Source organism: Aestuariibaculum sp. M13 (assembly GCF_024723255.1).
Taxonomy (GTDB): domain Bacteria; phylum Bacteroidota; class Bacteroidia; order Flavobacteriales; family Flavobacteriaceae; genus Aestuariibaculum; species Aestuariibaculum lutulentum.
In genome coordinates, this window is sequence record NZ_JANIAC010000001.1 from 938,144 (window position 1) to 955,994 (window position 17,851).

Annotated in this window: 9 protein-coding genes; 6 read left to right on the top strand and 3 right to left on the bottom strand. The window is 35.6% G+C overall.

Going from position 1 to position 17,851, the window contains the following annotated elements; translation table 11 throughout:
* Positions 1–64: 64 nt before the first annotated feature.
* The 6 genes from NO995_RS03960 (at position 65) to NO995_RS03985 (ending at position 13,520) form a co-directional block, all read left to right on the top strand.
* On the top strand, positions 65–1,615 hold the full coding sequence (locus NO995_RS03960; protein ID WP_258226367.1) for a family 43 glycosylhydrolase: 1,551 nt from the start codon (positions 65–67) through the stop codon (positions 1,613–1,615).
* A complete protein-coding gene (locus NO995_RS03965; protein ID WP_258226368.1) occupies positions 1,616–4,513 on the top strand; it encodes a glycosyl hydrolase 115 family protein in 2,898 nt (965 codons plus the stop codon).
* Positions 4,514–4,518: 5 nt separating this feature from the next.
* A complete protein-coding gene (locus tag NO995_RS03970; protein WP_258226369.1) occupies positions 4,519–7,482 on the top strand; it encodes a glycoside hydrolase family 2 protein in 2,964 nt (987 codons plus the stop codon).
* Between the two features lie 65 nt (positions 7,483–7,547).
* Entirely contained in the window at positions 7,548–9,353 is a 1,806-nt protein-coding gene (locus NO995_RS03975) for a prolyl oligopeptidase family serine peptidase (protein WP_258226370.1), read from the top strand.
* Positions 9,354–9,504: 151 nt separating this feature from the next.
* Positions 9,505–12,345 carry a polysaccharide lyase family protein gene (locus NO995_RS03980; RefSeq protein WP_258226371.1) on the top strand — a complete coding sequence of 947 codons (2,841 nt, stop codon included), beginning with the start codon at positions 9,505–9,507 and terminating at the stop codon, positions 12,343–12,345.
* A gap of 134 nt (positions 12,346–12,479) precedes the next feature.
* Complete coding sequence (locus NO995_RS03985) at positions 12,480–13,520, top strand: LacI family DNA-binding transcriptional regulator (protein ID WP_258226372.1); 1,041 nt, start codon at positions 12,480–12,482, stop codon at positions 13,518–13,520.
* A gap of 22 nt (positions 13,521–13,542) precedes the next feature.
* Here the strand turns inward: NO995_RS03985 and NO995_RS03990 are convergent, their stop codons facing one another.
* The 3 genes from NO995_RS03990 to NO995_RS04000 all read right to left on the bottom strand — a co-directional run bounded on the left by NO995_RS03990 (position 13,543) and on the right by NO995_RS04000 (position 17,843).
* A complete protein-coding gene (locus NO995_RS03990) occupies positions 13,543–14,892 on the bottom strand; it encodes a glycoside hydrolase family 28 protein (RefSeq protein WP_258226373.1) in 1,350 nt (449 codons plus the stop codon).
* 18 nt (positions 14,893–14,910) lie between these two features.
* Positions 14,911–16,122: a glycoside hydrolase family 105 protein gene (locus tag NO995_RS03995; RefSeq protein ID WP_258226374.1), complete on the bottom strand. Its 1,212-nt coding sequence runs from the start codon at positions 16,120–16,122 to the stop codon at positions 14,911–14,913.
* Between the two features lie 92 nt (positions 16,123–16,214).
* On the bottom strand, positions 16,215–17,843 hold the full coding sequence (locus tag NO995_RS04000; protein WP_258226375.1) for a RagB/SusD family nutrient uptake outer membrane protein: 1,629 nt from the start codon (positions 17,841–17,843) through the stop codon (positions 16,215–16,217).
* Between the last annotated feature and the right edge of the window lie 8 nt (positions 17,844–17,851).

Here is a 17,851-nt window from a genome sequence, read left to right on the forward strand (position 1 = left end):
CTTTATAATGTTGAAATTTGAATCCATTCTTTTAAAAAGACAATTAAGTTCATCGATCATATTGATGAACTTAATTGTATATGCTCAATTCAACAACATTAAAAACGATGTATTTTGGAACACCGTTAACGGTAAACCAATTTACAGTCAAGGTGGTGGTATTTTCACTTTCCCAAACCCGAAAACAGGAGAAGACACCTATTACTGGTATGGTACTCATTACAAGGAAGCCGAATTATACCGCGAAGACCCTTCATTTACACAACCCAAGGATAATTTTATTGCTGTTACTTGTTATAGTTCTACAGACTTAGTAAACTGGAGGTTTGAAAATAACATATTCGAAAAATCGGAAGCCTTAACCCATGATAAAAACACAGGTTGGATGGGCAGACTGGGTGTTGTTTATGTTTCAGAAATAAAACAATATGCTTTATTCATTCAGCATAACGATGGTGTTTTAATTGCCTTATCCGATACACCTACCGAGACCTTTAAATGGCACCATCGTCTCGATATGACCGAAATGATTGGCACACCAAACACAGGCGACCAAACCGTTTTCACTGATTACAATACCGGAAAATCGTATCTGGTGTATTCCTATGGCCGCGGACGAAACAAAATATACATTTCAGAAATTGGTATAAAAAATGGCAAAGTCGATTTGCTGGATTGCACGCAAATTTACAAAGGCAAAGGTCGTGAAGGTAACTGCATGTTTAAATACAACAACAAATATTACGTTTTTGCTTCTAACCTCTACGGCTGGGATTCGTCTTTTGCATATTATTTGGTTGCCGATGATATTAAAGGCCCATACACACCTACCAATGAAATGCTTGTAACACCAGGATGCATGGATGATTTCGCCCATATTACTCAAACCGGATTTTTTGTAAACGTTAAAGGTAGCAAGACGGAAACCGTAATGTATTGTGGAGATCGTTGGGCAAATTTTGCCGGCAATGGTCTTGGTTATAACCAATGGATGCCTATGTCTTTTGATGGAGACACTCCGTTTTTCAACTCACTAAATTCATGGAATTTAAATGAAACTACTGGAGAATGGCGAGTTGCCAGCGATAATAATTATGTAAAAAATTCAAGTTTTGAAGCCGACCGTCGAGCTATTCCTTCACCTGTAAAACCTATTCAGGAACACCTTACAGGGTGGATGACTCAGGTGTATCAAGGTAATGCTGTTCTTGTTGGTGATTCAGAGTCGCCGCAACTTAATTATTTCAATTCGCAAGAAGACCGAAAACAGGTTATTGGTGAAAAAAGCCTGAATATTGAAGATAAAGTCCCTTTCAAACGAAAAGTATATCAAATTATACAGTCGACACCTTTTGTTGAACTACCTACTGGAACTTACACTTTGTCTGCAAAAATTAAAACTCAAGGCCATTTTAAAATGTTAAACATTTATGCTGAAAGCGCTGGTGTTGAAAAACGTTTTACTGTTACCAACAAAACAGAAAATTGGTCAACCATAACGCTTAACAATATCGAAGTAAAAAACGGAAAAGTAGAAATCGGTTTTTATACCAGTGGCGAAGCTGGTTCAAATTGTCAAATTGATGATGTTGTATTTCAAATAAATAAACTATAAATGAAGGTGTTTTTTAAATTCATATTACCATTTTTAAGTCTTATTATTCTTATGGCATGCGGTACTTCAACGGCATCAACAAACCAACAGAATCAAACATTTGAAATCTATACTTCATTACATCAAACCGTTATTCTATACGATAAAACCGCATCTCCTTTAGATTCTATTACCTCACATTTATTAGCTGAAGACATCTTTAAAGTCACTAATTACAAGCCCAAAATCATAACAAATATAGACGATGCTAAAGGTCATGTTATTGTTATTGGAGCGTTAGAATCTAAATTGATTAATAAGTTTTTATACCCTTCTGACTATACTTCAGAATTTAAAAACCAATGGGAAAGTTATCTCTACAAAACCGTTTCAAATCCTAATAAAAATATAAACAAAGCTTTCGTTATAGCTGGCACCCAGCCGCGCGGAACAGCTTATGGCGTGTTTAACCTTTCGAAACAAATAGGTGTAAATCCGTGGTATTGGTGGGCCGATGTTCCTGCAAAAAAACAAAACGAACTGATATTAAACCAAACGGAATTTTACAGTAAAGCACCTTCAGTAAAATTCAGAGGTATTTTTTTAAATGATGAAGATTGGGGCTTACAACCCTGGGCAGCGAAAACATTCGAACCCGAAACAGGCGACATCGGTCCGAAAACCTATTCTAAAATATTTGAACTGCTACTTCGACTTAATGCCAATGCCATCTGGCCAGCCATGCATCCTAGCACCAAAGCCTTTTTTCACTATCCTGGCAATGCAAAAATGGCCAAATTATACAACATAGTCATTGGCACATCACATGCCGAACCCATGTTAAGAAATAACGTAGACGAATGGAACAAAACAGAATTAGGGCGCTTTGATTACAAAAACAATAAAAACTCGGTTTATAACTATTGGGAAAACCGTGTAAAAGCTGCAAAAAATATCGATGCCATTTATACTATGGGGATGCGAGGCGTACACGACAGTGGTATGGAAGGTGTGAAAAGTAAAGACGAAGCTGTAGATTTATTAGACGGCATTATAAAAGACCAGCGTGGCTTACTTGAAAAACATATTAATCCTGATGCTACTCAAGTTCCTCAAGCTTTTACCGTTTATAAAGAAGTTCTGGACTTATATAAAAACGGACTTGAAGTTCCTGAAGATATTACCTTAGTCTGGACAGACGACAACTACGGTTATATAAGATCTTTAAGCGATACCGAAGAACAAAAACGTTCCGGCGGAGCTGGTGTGTATTTTCATGCATCGTATTGGGGCCGACCTCATGATTATTTATGGTTAAGCACCACAAGTCCTTACTTGATTTGGGAAGAAATGATGAAAGCTTACACCCTGAACAATAAAACTATCTGGATTTTAAATGTTGGCGATATTAAACCTGCCGAATACAATACCCAGCTATTTTTAGATATAGCTTATGACGCTTCTAAATTTGAAGATATTGAAGCCATACCCCAACATCAAGAAGACTTTTTTACAGATATTTTTGGAGAAGATAATGGAAAAACGATTGCCAATATAAAAACCAAATATTACCATTTGGCTTTCGAACGTAAACCCGAATTTATGGGCTGGAGTCAAACCGAACCAACCACGCAAATTAACACTACAAATTACAACCCATTCAGTTATGGTGACGAGATTTCAAATCGCATTAAGGATTATGAAACCATAGAAAAGGAAGTCAAGGAAATAGAACAATCGTTACCTGAAAATTTAAAATCTTCATTTGTTCAATTGGTAAGTTATCCTGTTGAAGCGGCTGCGAAAATGAATCAGAAATTTTTGTATCGGGATAAAGCACTCACTTACGTTAAACAAGGCAGAAAAAGTGCTGAAACATATAAATTATTAGCCAATCAGGCTTATAAGAATATTGTTTCGTTAACCGAAAAATACAATGCGTTGTCGAACGGAAAATGGAACGGCATTATGCATATGAAGCCTAGAAATCTTCCTGTTTACCAAAATCCAGAAATTGAACTTTATGAAAATGCTTCAGAAGATGTTATAGGGGTTTCAGTTGAAGACACTTTAAAAACATCTGAGAAAATAAGTAAGCTACCAACCTTCTATGTGAATGATTTGGCATCATATTTTATTGATGTGTATTTAAAATCAAAAGAAAATGCTAACTGGACATTCAAAAATGTTCCTGAATGGCTTAATATTTCAGAATCATCAGGGTTTCTAAATTTTGAAAATTCACTGGAAGAAAGAATTCTTGTCTCCATTGATTGGGAATTATGGAAGCAAAGCGGTAAACCGCTTTCAGAAGTAATTACAATTGAGGCCGAAAATTTCAAAAAGGATATTCAAATTAATATTTCCGAAAGTTATTTAAATCTAACCAAAAACAGCATTATCGAAAAGAATGGATTAGCCATTTGGTATGCCAGTAGTTTTAGTAACGATGTTGATAAAAACGGTACTTTTTGGAAACCGTTACAAGGTTTAGGCCATTCAAAACATGCAATACAGTCCTGGCCTTTAACGTCAGAATCCTTTTCAGACTACAAAAACGAACCAGTTTTAGAATATCATATTTACACCGAAACCATAACCAAGGAGGCTACTTTAACGTTCAGCGCAATTCCAACGCATCCGTTAACGACTAATGGTAATGTTAGTATCGCTGTGCAATGGAATGATGAACCTATTGAAATTTTAGATTTTAAAACCGAAGGACGTAGCAATGAATGGAAGCAAAACGTTTTGAGCAATACGGCCAAAAAGCAACTACAATTTACTATTAAAACCAAAGGAAAACAGACTTTAAAAATTTATATGATTGATGCCGGTACGACTTTAGATTATTTCGTTTTAAATACAACCAAAAACAAAAGCAATCCATATCGCTTAAGAGCTGAAACTAAACTATAAAACAAATGAAGCTTAGATTATTACTAATATCACTAATAACATATTCCTGGACCTTGTTTTCTCAGGAATTTATAAGAACCAAATACAATTTTAATTCAGACTGGAAATTAAAAAACGGCGATATTAAAAATGCTCTTATCAATGATTTTAATGATACTGATTGGGAACGAGTTACATTACCTTATGCCTATAACCAAAGGGAAGCATTTTTAAAAGATATTGAAGAACTAACCACCGGCATTGTATGGTATCGTAAATCGTTTAAACTTCCTGAAAATGCAATCGATAAGAAAGTGTTTATTGAGTTTGAAGGTATCCGTCAAGGCGGAACAATTTACGTTAACGGAAAAAAAGTCGGCATGCACGAAAACGGAGTCATGGCCTTTGGTTTCGATATTTCTGAATATGTAAAACCTTTCCCTTTCAATAATGTTATTGCGCTTCGTATTGACAACGACTGGCATTATCGCGAAACAACTACAAATGCAACATACCGTTGGAATAATATTAACTTCAATGCTAATTACGGCGGGATTCCTAAAAATGTGTTTTTACATATTACCGACAAAATTTATCAAACTCTTCCGCTGTATTCTAATCTAAAAACCACAGGAGTTTACGTCTATGCGAAAGACATAGATATTGCAAATAAAAGTGCCAATATTAGCGTTGAAGCTGAAATAAAAAATGAATTTTCTTCCGATAAAAACACAGAATTATTTGTTGAAATATTTGATAACGATAATCATAAAATAGCTGAATTTACTTCGGAAGCTTCTACAATAAATTCCGGTGCAACAAAAACTCTAAAAGCGAATAAAAATCTTAATGATTTACACTTCTGGAGTTGGGGTTATGGCTATTTGTACACCGTAAACAGCTACCTGAAAATTGACGGCAACATCACCGATAAAGTTGAAACAAAAACCGGTTTCCGTAAAACAGCTTTCCGAAATGGTGAAGTGGTTTTAAACGACCGCGTTCTTCAAATAAAAGGATACGCCCAGCGTACCAGCAACGAATGGCCAGCCATTGGTATGTCGGTACCTGCATGGTTGAGTGATTTTAGCAACCGTTTGATTGTTGAAGGCAACGGAAACACCGTGCGCTGGATGCACGTTACCCCTTGGAAACAGGATATTGAATCCTGCGACCGCGTCGGACTTATACAAGCCATGCCCGCTGGCGATGCTGAAAAAGATTCGCAAGGTGACCATTGGAAACAACGTGTTAACCTGATGCGCGATGCGATTATTTATAACCGAAACAACCCAAGTATCATTTTTTACGAATGTGGTAACGAAGTGATTAGCGAACCACACATGCACGAAATGAAAAGCCTCAGAAACACCTTCGATCCTTACGGTGGTCGTGCCATTGGTTCTCGAGAAATGCTGGATAGTCGCGAAGCTGAATATGGTGGCGAAATGCTTTACATAAATAAAAGTGCCGGCAAGCCACTTTGGGCTACCGAATATTCAAGAGATGAAGGCTTAAGAAAATACTGGGATGAATTTAGTCCGCCATACCACAAAGAAGGCGAAGGGCCTTTATATCGTGGAAAACCAGCCAACGATTACAACCACAATCAGGATGCACATACCATCGAAAACGTGACACGCTGGTATGATTACTATGTTGAGCGTTCAGGCACTGGACATCGCGTAAGTTCTGGTGGTGTAAACATTGTTTTTTCCGACACAAATACCCATCACCGTGGCGAATCGAATTACAGAACCAGTGGCGAGGTGGACCCGATGCGCATTCCTAAAGACGGCTTTTTTGCACATCAGGTGATGTGGGATGGTTGGGTTGATATTGAAAACTACCGAACTCATATTTTAGGCCATTGGAATTACGCAGATACCGTTACAAAAAATATTTACGTCGTATCTTCTGCCGATAAAGTTGAATTGTTTATTAACGGAAAATCAAAAGGATTCGGCTCTCAAAGCAAACGGTTTTTATTCACTTTTGAAAACATTAAATTTGAAAAAGGTTCTATAAAAGCCATCGGTTACGATACTAACAGGAAGGTGTTAAGCGAAGATGAAAAAATAACGGCTGGCAAAGCGCATGCCATCAAATTAACACCAATTATAAACCCCACTGGGTTTAAAGCCAACGGTGCCGATGTGGCTCTTGTTAATGTTGAGGTTATTGATAAAAATGGTAACCGCTGCCCTATTGATAATAGCATGATTAACTTCTCCTTGAAAGGTGATGGCATCTGGTTAGGTGGTATTGCTCAGGGTCCTAATAATTATGTGCTTTCTAATTCACTTCCAGTTGAAAACGGCATCAATCGCATAATGATTCGTTCAGGATTCAACCCTGACAAGATTAAAATTGAAGCCACATCAAAAGGTTTAAAATCGGCTAAAATCACATTGGAAACGCTTCCTTTTGAAACCTCTAACGGACTTTCCACAGCACTTCCAAATGCCGATTTAGAATCTTATTTAGACCGAGGCCCAACGCCTTCAACACCTTCGTATACCATTAAAAGGCAACCTGTATTTATTAAATATGCGGAGACCGAATCGAATGCAGAAAATGCGTATAACAGTTATGATGATAACGAATTAACCGAGTGGCGAAACGATGGTAGAATGAACACAGGAAAAATCACTTATACTTTAGCCAAACCTTCGATAGTTAATGAATGTGTAGCTAAATTTACTGGTTGGCGCTCTAAAAGCTATCCAATTCGTATTTTAGCTGATGACACCGAAGTTTTCAAAGGAGACACACAGCAAAGTCTTGGATATATTACCATTCCTTTAAAACCCGCTTTAGCTGAAAAAATAACCATTGAACTTATGGGGTTAAACACAGAAAACGACGCCTTCAATGAAATTGTAGAGGTAGACCCAAATAAAGAACTTGATTTATACAAAAATAAAGATGCTGCAAACCGTAAAGGCGATTTGCGAATTGTTGAAATAGAATTTTATGAAAGCCCATAATGGGCATTTATTAAAATATATTTTCAACATAAAACAAACAAATTATAGAAATTAAATTCATTCAAATGAAATCACTTAAATCAATTTATACTACTATTTTCTTATTAATATTTACAGGACTTACGACGAATAGTTTCGCTCAACATGAAGAAATTCCGCTTTGGAATAACATTCCTGGAGCCATAGAAAATAAAGATTATAAAGAAGAATTCCGATTAGATTCCAACGGAACCCCAAATGCCATTCGTTTGGTTTCCGTTCCCACGCTTAAACCTTTTTTAGTAGAAAACTCTAATGAGAAAACACCTGCTGTTGTTGTTTGCCCTGGTGGCGGATACAGTGTTTTAGCCCATATTAAAGAAGGCGATAAAATAGCGGAATGGTTAAATTCATTAGGTATTTCGGCTTTTGTTTTAAAATATCGTTTGCCAAGTGATGCTATTATGAAAGATAAAACTGTGGGTCCGTTACAGGACGCACAGGAAGCCATTAGAACTCTACGGAGAAACGCCGAAAAATGGCATCTTGACGTTAATAAAATAGGCATTATAGGCTTTTCAGCTGGTGGACATTTAGCCTCAACGGCTTCTACACATTTTAACGATACCGTTTATAAAGCTGATAATATTAGTGCACGACCAGATTTTTCGATGCTGATTTATCCTGTAATTTCGATGGAAGACGGTATTACACACAATGGCTCGAAAGTAAGTTTATTAGGAAAAAATGCTCCAAAGGACCTAGTTGAAAAGTATTCAAACGAAAAACAAATCAACGAAAACACACCGCCTACCATTTTAATTCATGCCACAGACGACGGTGCCGTACCGGTTGAAAATAGCATCAACTATTATATGGCTTTAAAAGCACATAAAGTATCGGCAGAAATGCATATTTACGAAGACGGTGGTCACGGATTTGGTCTAGGCAGAACAGGTACTCATACCCAATGGCCAAAAGCTTGCGAAAATTGGTTGAGAGTTAATAAAATTATCCCTGAAAAACTGGTATATATGTTTTCGTATTTTAAAGGAAACGGGCAAGATGGTTTACATTTAGCTTACAGTGAAGATGGTTATAAATGGAACGCTTTGAAAAACGATCAATCTTTTTTAACACCTGAAGTCGGAAAAGACAAACTCATGCGCGACCCTTGTATTATTAAAGGTGGCGACGGACTTTACCATATGGTTTGGACGGTTAGCTGGACCGATAAAGGTATTGGTTACGCCTCTTCAAAGGATTTAATTAACTGGTCTGAACAAAAATTTATTCCAGTGATGGCGCACGAAGAAGGTGCCAGAAATACCTGGGCTCCAGAGATAACTTATAATGATAGAACCAAAGAATACATCATCTACTGGGCGACAACCATTATTGGCAAATTTCCAGAAACGCAATCTACTGAAGACAATGGTTATAATCATAGAATGTATTATACCAAAACCAAAGATTTCAAAGACTTTACACTTACAAAACTATTTTACGAACCAGGATTTAATGTTATTGATGCCACCATTCAAAAAGTTAATGGTGATAAATTCGTGATGTTCTTAAAAGATGAAACCAAAAAGCCAGTTCAAAAGAACTTAAAAGTTGCCTTTAGCGATAATTTAGATGGCCCATATTCTGAAGCTAGCGCGCCTATTACCGGAAAATATTGGGCTGAAGGACCTACTGCCATTAAAATTGACGGAAAATGGATCATTTATTTCGATAAATACACCGACCATAAATACGGAGCTGTTCAATCAACAGATTTAAAACAATGGGAAGATATTTCTGACAAAATTGAATTTCCCTCAGGAACAAGACACGGAACTATATTTACCATCTCTCAAGAAGAATTTCAAAAACTAAAAAACCAATAGGCACACACAAAAACTCTGAAAAACAATATATTATACAGGTAAGTACAGGATACCTTTCTCTTAATTAGGATTTACTTTAGAATAAAATTTAATAAATGTAAAAATTACACTAATTAAATTTTAACAACTAAACAAAACCACTAAACTAATTATGAGAAAAACTTTACTCAAAAAAGGTTACAGAACCTTTTTAGGGCTTGCTATGGCCCTTATTTCGATTAACTTACAAGCACAAACAACTTGGACCGGTAGCACTGATACTAATTTTGTTGAAGCTAGTAATTGGGATACATCATTAATTCCTACCGGATCTGATGATGTTATTATTGCAGAAGCCAGTAATTCCCCTATTTTAAGCACAGATATACCCGGCGGCTATATTCAATCATTAGCCATAAATGCTAATGCCGAACTTACGGTTTCTGCCAAAATGTGGGTTTGGAGACTTTCTTATGTAGGTGGCACACTTACACTTAATGGGAATGCTGACCTTAATTGCAGAAATCAAACACGATTCGGTCTTGCCGGAAATCCATCCACTGTTAATGTTAATGGTGGAAAACTGGAAAGTAAATATTCTATGATAATAGGCGAATCTGGTGATGGTACACTTAACCTTAATAATGGAACCATAAATGCGGCACAAGAACTTAAAGTTGGAGGATATACAGGTATTGGCATTGTAAATATAAATGGAGGTGCAATCTACACTCCTTTTGTTAATTTAGGAGCTAATGGAACCATTAATATTTCTGGTTTAGGAACGTTACATGTCACTGGAAACCAAACATCTGAAATTCAAACACATATTTCTAATGGGAAAATTAAAGCAGGCGATGGCTCTTCAACTTTAGATGTATCCTATAACGGTACACATACTATCGTTTCCATTGCACAAGACCCGAACCGAATGATACAGGAATTTTCAACTTATATCATTTTAAAAAATGAATTTTTAGAAGCTAAAATTGAAAAATCGACAAGTAACATACAGTCCTTAAAAGTTAATGGTGTTGAAACTCTGGCGACTTACAATGCCGCCAATAACAGTCGCATAGGAACCTATTACGATTTTACTGGCTCTTATGGTTTCGATAAAATTTCGGGTACTGTTTTTTCTATTAAGGAAGAAACCGAAGACTATATTGATGTTTCCTTTAAAAGAACTTACGCCGACGGCAGTTATTTAGCTCCCTGTGATGCCGATATTCATTATGTTTTAAAAAAGAACGATACAGGTATATACACTTACTCTATATTAACTCATAAAGCAGAATATCCTGCTTTCGATTTAGGATCATGGCGACAAGTCGTATGGATTGGCAATGATGGAACAGATTATTTAGCTGAAAAAATTTATGTTACCGAACAGAAAGGCTGGGAAATGCCATCAGTGTATGACTTTAGTCAAGCTTCCGGAACTACAATTCCTGAAATTATAAAACTAAACACAGGAGTTAGAGCAGGTAAATACGATGGAAAATATGAATATTGTGAAAACCTTATTGATATTCCTGCATACGGACATGCCAGCGATAAAAATAACATTGGGTCTTGGGCTGTATTTGGTAATCATGAGTTTTTTAACGCAGGACCAACCAACCATGATTTAAACGCTGCCGCAGGAATTATTCATATCGATATGAATACTGTACATTATAACTGTAGAGGCTTTTCAATCCCTCAAGGCGAAGAATGGTCTAAAATTTATGGCCCTTATTTAATTTATACCTCGACAGTAACTGGTAACGGTGATGCACAATGGGCAGATGCCAAGGCAAGAGCAGCCCAAGACAAAGCCGAATGGCCTTTTTCATGGCTTACCAACACTCCCGAATACCCTTTGGCGGATGGCCGCGGAAATATCACAGGAAATTTTTCAATAACCGATTCTGAAAAACCAGAATTAGATGGCAGTAACGCATGGATAGGTGTTACGCAATTAACAGCTGCTTCTGACGGAGATTGGCAATTTGAAGATAAAAATTATCAGTATTGGGTAAAAACCGATGCTTTAGGAAATTTCGACATTAAACATGTACGTCCTGGAACCTACACTCTGTTTGCTTTTAAAAACGGAGCCATAGATGAATATAGAATGGAAAACGTAACCGTTACTGCTGCAGGGACTACCAATTTAGGGAACATTAACTGGACCATTCCACGAAACAATGGAAAACTATTATGGGAAATAGGAATTCCAGACCGAACAGCGGCTGAATATAAATTCGGAGATTTTGATTTCTGTGAGGGTTTTGTTGAAGATAAATTTGAAACCACTTTCGCCAATCCTATTGAGTATAATATAGAAGACAACAACTGGGCCTCTGTTTTACCATATGTACACACCAAATACATAAAATCAGATGGAAGTCGAGATGCCTGGAATTGGAATATTAATTTTACAGTAAACGGAACAATCCCAACTACAGGAAATGCAAAATTAACTGTTGCGTTTGCTAGTGTTGATCATGCTCAATTTTGGTTATACCTAAACGGGAATAACATCTTCCTAAATTATCCGTCTGCGCCTTCAGGAGGAAACGCCTGGATTAGACAATCCAACAGAAGTAAGTATGGCATACAAACATTTGATATACCTTATAGCAATTTAGTTCAGGGCAAAAACACACTAACTTTCCTAATGCCCTCAAATCAATCTAATAGTCATGTAATGTATGATTATATTAGCCTGGAAGGAAGCAATATTTCTGTTCAAAATTCGTCATTATCTACTGAGGATTTTGATTCTAAGAACAAAATAAAAATGTATCCTAATCCAACAAACGGTAAAATTAAAATTGACCTACCATACAGCTCAACTAATCTTGCTATAGAATTATACTCAATTAGTGGAACTTTAATTTCAAGACAGAACCATAAATCAAATACCAAAAGTTTAGAACTAGACCTTTCAAATAATCCAGCAGGGGTTTATTTTCTAAAAATAGTATCAGATAATCCAATAACTTTAAAAATTGTAAAGAATTAACCGAATATAAAAAAGAAGTTTTTACTTTGCTGAACATTAATCCTTTATGAGAAAATGACATTAAAGCCTTTTAATAAACATTGTTTTAATGTCATTTTTAAAAATATACTTTGCTAGTATATCCACATGAAATCATGCCAAAAAAAACAACTATATACGACATAGCGAAGGCTTTAGACATTACTGCTGCTACGGTTTCGAGAGCATTAAATGATAGTCCGAGAGTTAAAAAAGCAACTAAAGAATTAATTCTTGAAACCGCTAAACAAATGAACTATGAGCAAAACAAACTTGCTCAGGCCTTAAAAAGTGGTAAAAGCTATAACGTTGGTGTTATAGTTCCTTATATAAACAGCAACTTTTTTGCTTCTGTTATTCGAGGTATTGAAGAAGAATTATATCCTAAGGGGTACCACGTAATTATCTGTCAAACCCACGATCAGGAAAATCTCGAGATTGAAAATATTAATTCGCTACTTAATGCTCAGGTTGATGGTGTTTTAATGTCAATTTCAAATTCAAATATTGAAAATAATCCTGCTTTTAAAAACCTTGTACGAAAACATGTGCCTCTAATATTTTTCGACAGAAAAAAAGACATAAAAGGGGTTAGTTCTGTAACTATAGATGACTTTAAAGGCGCTTATTTAGCGACGCAACATCTAATTGATCAAGGTTGCAAGCGCATCGCTCATCTTAGCAACGACAGATCTTTAGAAATTTTCCAGAATCGTTTTTTAGGTTACAAACAAGCTATTTTAGATGCAGGTTTAGAATTTGATGACCGTTTGGTTGTTGAAACCACTAGTAAGGTTGAAGCAGGCAGAAAGAGTACTGAAATACTGTTAAGACTAAATAATCCTCCGGATGGCATTTTTGCTTCATGTGATTTTTCGGCTTTAGGAGCCATTAAAGAAATAAAAGCACAGGGGTTTAGTATCCCCAATGACATTTGTATTACAGGTTTTAGTAACGAACCTTTTTCTCAGTTCATGGAACTTTCTATTACATCTGTAGACCAGTCACCCATGGAAATGGGACGCATTGCTGCGAATGTATTTTTAGATGAAGTACATAATAATGCAAAGATTAAATCCGAAAAACAAGTCATTTTAGCCCCAGAATTAATTATTCGCCAATCTTCATTAAAGGAATCCTTTTTAGAAGCTAATTAACTTCACTAAACAAAACCTCAATTTATTTGACGGCACTCGGAACACCTTGTTTTTCACCGATAACAATTTCATTAAAATTAATATTTGTAGTATTTGTTAATGTTATTCCATTTTTAGCCTTTTTAACAAATATTTCATTTAAATAAACATTTTCAACTTTAAAATCTGGATAGCCTTCAATAACTATCGCTGCATTAGAGGCTTCATTAAAACTGAGCTTAGACAAATGGATATTTGATATTTTTGATGGATGCAAACCACTTCCTTCACCATGATAATTTGAAGTCATATAAATAGCATCTTCGACATCTTTAAACTTAATATTCTCAACATAAACATTATTTATAAATCCACCACGATCTGAATTTGTTTTGAGGTAAACCCCTCGTTTTAAGGAACCGCTTGCTTCACTATTGTAAACGAATACATTTTTAACGCCAGCTGACATTTCACTACCAATAACCATAGCATGCAATCCTTTAAATCTACAGTTTCTTACAATTATATTTTCTGAAGGCATATTACTGTTTCTACCATCATCGTCTCTACCGGCTTTAATTGCAATATTATCGTCTGCATTATCGAAATCAATATCCTCAATTAAAACATTTTTAGAATGTTCTATATCAATTCCATCATTATTCTTGTTATGGGCATTATACTTTAAACCACGAATGGTTATACTTTCACTTTTTAATAAATGAAGCGTCCAAAAAGGTGAATCTTCCAATGTCACTCCTTCAATAAGAATATTTTTAGAATTCAAAAATTGAATAAGCTGCGGTCTTAAAAAGTATCCTTCACCAAAAACACGCGCTGTAACAGGTTGTTGATTATGATTCATTTCTCGACTCAAAGATTTACCAGGCTGTTCTTTAGGCTTCCATGAAGCCCACACCCCATGGCCTTCTCCATCTATAACACCCTGTCCCGTGATAGATACATCCTGGAGGTTTATGCCATAAATTAGCGGACTATAATTATATAACATGGTTCCTTCCCAACTTGTTAAAACAACAGGATAGTCTTGAGGATTGTTTCCAAAAACTAATTTTGCTCCTTTTTCTAAATGTAAATTCACATAGCTAACAAAGTGAATTGGCCCATTTAACAGGTATGTTCCTTTTGGAACAACAATTGTTCCTCCTTTTCGCCTTTCGCAAGCTTTCATTGCCTTTTCAAAAGCCTGTCTACAGTCAGTAACCCCGTCTGGATTAGCTCCAAATCTAAGCACTGAGGTATGAAAATCTGGAACAGCGGGTAATACAATTCTTGATTCTATATCCTTAATTTTGGAGTCATTTATTACGGATTGTTGTGCTAAACAAAACTGCACAATAAATACCGAAAATAATACAATGCGCTTTTTCATTAAAATATTATAAATTAATTACAAATCTAGTTGAAGGGCGGCTAAAACAAAAGGCCCTAAAGCATGAGAGTTATCTGTTAAAACAGGTTCACTCATGTAATAATCAAACGATCCATCCCGAAAAGGGTCCCCTCCTAACCCGGCACTTTTACACACCTGATTAATATGCAATTCTCCATCGGAATCTATAGATATTAATTCTTTTATTACACCATTAAACCCATTATTTGCGGCCATTTTAAAATGCAATGGTAAGTAGCCTTTTTTAACACCTTTAGCTAATGTATAAATAAGCATTAAAGATCCCGACGCTTCCAAATAATTTTTTGTTTTTTCCTGCATATTTGGCACTTGAAACCATAGTCCTGTTTTATCCTGATACTTAACAACGGCCTCTGCCAATTCGTTTAAATAGCCAACCAATTGTTGATGACCTGAATGATGTTCTGGCATATAATCTAAAACATCAACCAGAGCCATTCCATACCATCCCAATGCTCTTAACCAAAAATTAGGAGCGGTTCCTGATTCTTTATTTGCCCAGGCCATTTCCTTACTTTCATCCCATGCGTGATAATATAATCCTGTTTGTTGGTCTTTGGTATGATCATGTAACAATTGAAACTGTAGAACAATATCATTAAGTCTATCGCCTCCCTCAAATGTTGAATTGTAACGTGCATAAAATGGTTCGCCCATATACAAGCCATCTAACCACATTTGATTTGGATAAATCCGTTTGTGCCAAAACCCTTTTGATGGCGTTCGCAAATGTGTTTTTAATTGGCTTCTTAAGGTTTCAATTGCTAAATGGTACTTTTCAATTTTGGTCTTTTCATAAATATCGAATAAAATTTTACCAGCATTTATATTATCTATATTATAATCTTCCAAATTGTAATTTTTAATTTCTCCTTGAGCATTTATCAAGGTATCTGCATATTTCTCTCCATATTTAAAATACAAACTATTCCCGGTTTCATCGTACAGCTTTTGCAAGGCCATACAAAACATCCCAATTTTATAATCCCATTTGGTTTCTGTTTTTCCATCTATATTCCATGCTTTTGGGTAACGCTTCATTACAGAAAGTGCCATTCTTTCAGACCATTTTAAAGTATCCGAAATGTCCTTCACTTCTGTAGATATAACTTCCAAATTTTGTGATTTTTCATTTTTACAACTCAAATTCAGAGCTATTAAAACAACCATAAATAATGCTTTTTTCATGCGTTTAGATTAAAGAATTATTAAAAAATAAGCCTGATATAAACCAGGCTTATTTCAATTAAATTAAAATAATGCTAAAATGTTTTTAACCATTATTCATATGCTGGATTTTGTGGAAAATCTCTGTTTTGATTTAAGTCTATGGCATCCTGAGGTATTGGCCTTAATATTTTTAGGTTCCCTCCAACCCCAACAAAATTACTTTCATCAACTAAACGATTGTACATAGATGCTCTTTCAACCAACTTTCCAGTACGCTTTAAATCAAACCATCTATGATATTCTCCTAATAATTCACGCGCTCTTTCATCTAAAATGTAATCAATATCGAACTCAGATATATCGGCTGGCATAACACCTGCTCGCCTTCTTACTTCATTTAACCTAGCCAAGCCTGTTGTTGGATTGGTTGACAAATAAGCTTCGGCCGCTATCAAATATGTTTCTGATAAACGCGATAAAATAATATCTCTCGTACTAACATTTCCACTACTAAACGGTGTTGAAGGATCTGGATCATCAAACTTTTTCACTGGAATTGTTTCGTAATCTAAAGATTGAATTTCGGTGTACTCCGAAGAAAATTCTCCCCAATTATGATATACAAAATCTGGTGCTAAATTTTTTGTTGCCAAATAATTAGCTTTATCAGTTGCAGTAAACCATTGTGGTTCATAAAAATCTGTTATTAATAAATTATCATGATCTGCTTTGTCTACCCTAAAATAATCATAATACGCTTGAAAAACTTCAGTCATAAATGTAGCTTCCCAACGGGTATCGTCTTGCGTGTATAAACCTAAAGCAAAATCAGACGGGCATAGGGTATAACTTCTATTCGGCGCATCTCCAGCAACCTCACTTCCTCCTAGATAAGAGCTAAAATAATAAAACTGTCTGCTACCTAATGTTGTAGGACTGGTACTAACTGAACCTTTACTAAACTGTACTGAAAATATAACTTCTTCATTAATGTCGTTTCCTGGAGTAAAAACGTCCTCATAATCTAAGTCCAAGGTTTGTCCTGCAATTACCTCATCTGCTAAACTCGCTGCCATTACAAAATCATTTGCCTCTGCGAAATCCTCATATGCACGTGTTAAATATACTTTAGCTAATAAATTTTGAGCTGCTCTTTTATTTACTTTTCCGGTGTAAGGACTTGTACCTAAACTTCCAATAGCTTCATTCAAATCTGTAACAATTTGACTATAAACTTCTTCTGCTGAATTTCTATCAAAACTCAACACAGCTGAATCTATATAATCTGTAATTGCCACACCTCCATAAGTTTGCACTAAAAGAAAATAAGCATTGGCCCTTAAGTATTTTAATTCACCTACTAATTCGTTTAAATTATCTGTTTGTTCTGTTATTTCTGAATAATGCAAAGCACGATTAGCTAACTGAATGGCTTTATAACACTCATTATACAAATGACCAACGCCACTGGAAGATGGTATTAATTGTGTATACTCAGCAAGCCCATCAGGCTCATTACCTCTACCCTCGGCATATAAGTCTGTTCCGGCACAAAATAAATAGGGTTCGTTACCGTAAATATCCTTTAACTGCGCATAATTTGCATTTACTAACGATTGAAATCCTTCTGCTGTAACATAAAAACTTTCTGCTGTAACGTTGGAAAGGTTTTCTTCATCTATAAAATCACTACATGAAAATGTAGCTAATACTATTCCTAAAATTAAAATTCTTTTCATCTCGTTTA